At 67.3% G+C, this 3,753-nt stretch carries 3 protein-coding genes; all 3 read right to left on the bottom strand.

Translation table 11 applies throughout. The features are described from left to right. Positions 1–360: 360 nt before the first annotated feature. Positions 361–1,869: a tripartite tricarboxylate transporter permease gene (locus RMO12_RS06335; RefSeq protein WP_309638643.1), complete on the bottom strand. Its 1,509-nt coding sequence runs from the start codon at positions 1,867–1,869 to the stop codon at positions 361–363. Positions 1,870–1,884: 15 nt separating this feature from the next. Further along, the gene (locus tag RMO12_RS06330; RefSeq protein ID WP_309626871.1) at positions 1,885–2,349 is read right to left on the bottom strand and encodes a tripartite tricarboxylate transporter TctB family protein; all 465 of its coding nucleotides are present in this window, start codon (positions 2,347–2,349) and stop codon (positions 1,885–1,887) included. 123 nt (positions 2,350–2,472) lie between these two features. Continuing rightward, a partial coding sequence (locus RMO12_RS06325; protein ID WP_309638642.1) for a GspE/PulE family protein occupies positions 2,473–3,753 on the bottom strand: 1,281 nt, incomplete at its 5' end.

The raw sequence follows: 3,753 nt of genomic DNA, 5'->3' as shown, positions 1-3,753 counted from the left end.
CAGGCGGCAGCGCGCCTTCGATGCGCTGAGGAGCACAGGGCTCGTGGCCGCGCGCGCAGCGCGCTTGGTCATCTGACTCGTCGCGCTTGTTTGAACGCAGCGAACGCAGTGAGCGCAGTGAGTTGCGCGACGGGCCACGAGCCCGAGCACCGCAAGGCAGTCGCAGCGCAGCGGAGACCGCCTCGATGAAGCGCTGCCGCCTGCCCGGACGCGCCTTTGCCGCCCCCCCCCCGACCTCTTGCCCTTGCCCTCGCCCTCAAGCACGTCGTACGCCGTGGCCGTGGCCGTACGCCGCACCCCGCAAATTCCCGACGGGCCGGCTGCGGACTACCTCTCCATTCGATTGAAATCGATTCGCTATCAGCCGGTCTCGTGGAACGCCACATCGCGCTTGTTGCGGATGGCCGGCAGCATGACGATGACGATCAGGCCGAGTGCCGCGAGCAGCAGGCCGGCCGAGAGCGGACGCGTCGCGAAGGTGCTCCATTCGCCACGCGATATCAGCAGCGCGCGGCGCAGGTTCTCTTCCATCATCGGACCGAGGATGAAGCCCAGCAGCAGCGGCGCCGGCTCGCAACTCAACTTGTAGAACAGGTAACCGACGATGCCGAACCCGGCCGCCATGTAGACGTCGAAGTTGTTGTTGTTGAGCGTGTACAGGCCGATGCAGCAGAAGGTGAGGATGGCCGGGAACAGGTAGCGATAAGGCACCGTCAGCAGCTTGATCCAGATGCCGATCAACGGCAGGTTCAGCACCACGAGCATGAGATTGCCGACCCACATGCTGGCGATCAGGCCCCAGAACAGCTGCGGGTTGCTGGTCATCACCTGCGGGCCGGGCTGGATGCCCTTGATGGTCATGGCGCCCACCATCAGCGCCATCACCGCGTTGGGCGGGATGCCCAGCGTGAGCATGGGGATGAAGCTGGTCTGCGCGCCGGCGTTGTTGGCGCTCTCGGGGCCGGCCACGCCCTGGATCGCGCCCTTGCCGAACTTGCTCGGGTCCTTGGCGACCTTTTTCTCCAGCGTGTAGGCGGCAAACGAGGCGAGCAACGCGCCGCCGCCCGGCAGGATGCCCAGGATCAAGCCGAGCGCCGTGCCGCGCAGCACCGCCGGCCAGGCGAGCTTGAAGTCTTCCTTGGTCGGCATCATGCCGCCCACCGCCTTGGTGAACACCTCGCGGTGTTCGGGCGGCTGACCGAGGTTGGCGATGATCTCGCCGAAGCCGAACACGCCCATCGCGATGGCGACGAAACCGATGCCGTCGGTCAGTTCGGGAATGTCGAAGCTGTAGCGTGGCGCGCCCGAGATCACGTCGGTGTTGATCTGGCCCAGCAGCAGGCCGAGGATGATCATCGCGATGGCCTTGACCAGTGAGCCCGAGGCCAGCACCACCGCACCGATCAGGCCCAGCACCATGAGCGAGAAGTATTCGGCCGGGCCGAACTTGAAGGCCAGCTCGGTGAGTGGCGGCGCGAAGGCGGCGACGATCAAGGTGCCGACCGTACCGGCGAAGAAGCTGCCCAGCCCCGCGGTCGCCAGGGCCGCACCGGCACGGCCCTGGCGCGCCATCTGGTAGCCGTCGATGGCGGTCACCACCGAACTGGACTCGCCCGGCACGTTGATCAGGATCGCGGTGGTCGAGCCGCCGTACTGCGCGCCGTAGTAAATGCCGGCCAGCATGATCAGCGCGGGCGTCGCGTCGAGCGCGTAGATCGACGGCAGCAGCATCGCGATCGTGGCCACCGGCCCCAGGCCGGGCAGCACGCCGATCAGGGTGCCGAGCAAGCAGCCGAAAAAGGCGTACAGCAGGTTCTGGACGGTCAGCGCGGTGGCGAAGCCGAGCTGCAGGTTGTCGAGCAGTTCCATGGTGTGTCGCTCGGCTCAGCCGGTGATGAAGACCGGCCACACGGGAATCGTGAGGCCCAGGCCCTTCACGAACACGAGCCAGCTGCCCAAGGTGAGCACCACCGAGGTGATGACCACCGCCTTCCAGTGAACCTCGTCGCCGCCGAGGCTGGAGACGATGATCAGCAAGGGCACCGCGACCGCCATGCCCAGCCGCGGCAACGTCGCACCGAAGACGACCACGGCGCCCAGGATCAGCAACAGCGGCTTCCAGGCGATGGCGCCGATCGGGTCACCGCCCTCGCTCTCGATCGTCAGCGCCTTGAACAGCACCAAGGCGCCGAGCACCGCGAGGATCACACCGAGCAGCAGCGGAAAGTAGCCGGCGCCGGGCTTGGCCGAGCTGCCGAAGGTGTAGTTGGTGGCGCCGATTGCGAAGGCGATGCCGACGACGAGGAACATCAGCCCGGCGGCGAAATCGCGTTGACTCTTGATCTTCACGCTGTCTCCTAGGGGTTGCACCTCGGCGGGCGCTGGGTCGAGCGAGAGATTCTAGGAAGCGGCTCTCGATCGGGCGTGTGTGGTTTACACGTAGCGCCAGGGCGGGCTCGGTCCGGCTGGCCCTCACTCCCACCGCGGCGTGGCCCGCAGCACCTCGTCGAGCGTGGTCATGCCCTCTGCGACCTTCATCGCACCGGCCAGGCGCAGCGGCTGCATGCCCTGCTGCACCGCCAGCTTGCGCAAGGCCGTGCCGTCGAAGTGCGGATGGATGCTGGGCTGCAGCGCGTCTTCAATCAACAGCAACTCGTAGAGCCCGCCGCGTCCGCGAAAGCCGGTGTGGCGGCATTCGAGGCAACCGACCGGCTTGCAGGGCCGGTAACTGCCGGCGAGCTTCCAGGGCTTTACGGCCTCGTCGAGCACGGCGCGGGCACCCAGCTCGTCGGGCTGCTTGCACGCAGGGCACAGCGTGCGCACGAGGCGCTGCGCCAACACGCCGATCACGGTGGCACCGATCAGGTAGGGCGGCACGCCCAGGTCGATGAGCCGCGTGATCGCCGAGGCGGCGTCGTTGGTGTGCAGGGTGCTGAACACGAGGTGGCCGGTGAGCGCGGCCTGGATCGCCATCTCGGCGGTGGCCAGGTCGCGAATCTCGCCCACCATGATGATGTCCGGGTCCTGGCGCATCAGCGCGCGCAGCCCTTCGGCAAAGCCGAGGTCGAGCACCGTCTGCACCTGGGTCTGGTTGAAGGCCGGCTCGATCATCTCGATCGGGTCTTCAATGGTGCAGACGTTGACCTCGTCGGTGGCCAGGCGCTTGAGCGTGGAGTAGAGCGTGGTGGTCTTGCCCGAGCCGGTGGGCCCGGTCACCAGCACGATGCCGTGCGAGCGCGTAACGAGTCGCTCCCAGGCCTGTGCATCACGCGTGCCGAAGCCGAGCGCGTCGAGCTGCTTGACCGCGTTGTCGGGATCGAAGATGCGCATCACCATCTTCTCGCCGAAGGCGGTGGGCAAGGTCGACAGCCGCATCTCCACGTCGCGCGAACTGCCGCCCGGCAGGGGACGGCGCGTCTTGATGCGACCGTCCTGCGGGCGGCGGCGCTCCACCACGTCCATGCGGCCGAGCAGCTTGACGCGGCTGGTCATCGCGTTCATGACCGACAGCGGCACCTGGTAGACGGTGTGCAACACGCCGTCGATGCGAAAGCGTATGGCGCCCATCTCGCGGCGCGGCTCGAGGTGGATGTCGCTCGCGCGCTGGTCGAAGGCGTATTGCCACAGCCAGTCGACCACCTGCACCACGCCCTGGTCATTGGCGTCGATCTGCTTGTCGGCCTTGCCCAGCTCCACCAGCTGCTCGAAACTCGCCGGCCCAACGCCGTCGCCGCTCTTTTGCGCCGCACGCAC

The sequence above is a fragment of the Methylibium sp. genome (assembly GCF_031393925.1).
Lineage (GTDB): Bacteria > Pseudomonadota > Gammaproteobacteria > Burkholderiales > Burkholderiaceae_C > Methylibium.
The sequence above is the reverse complement of the archived record's forward strand: the minus strand, read 5'-3'. Positions and strand labels throughout refer to the sequence as shown.

Excerpts from the sequence above, each read along its gene's own strand:
- RMO12_RS06335 (WP_309638643.1), bottom strand. The coding sequence starts at position 1,869 with ATGGAACTGCTCGACAACCTGCAGCTCGGCTTCGCCACCGCGCTGACC.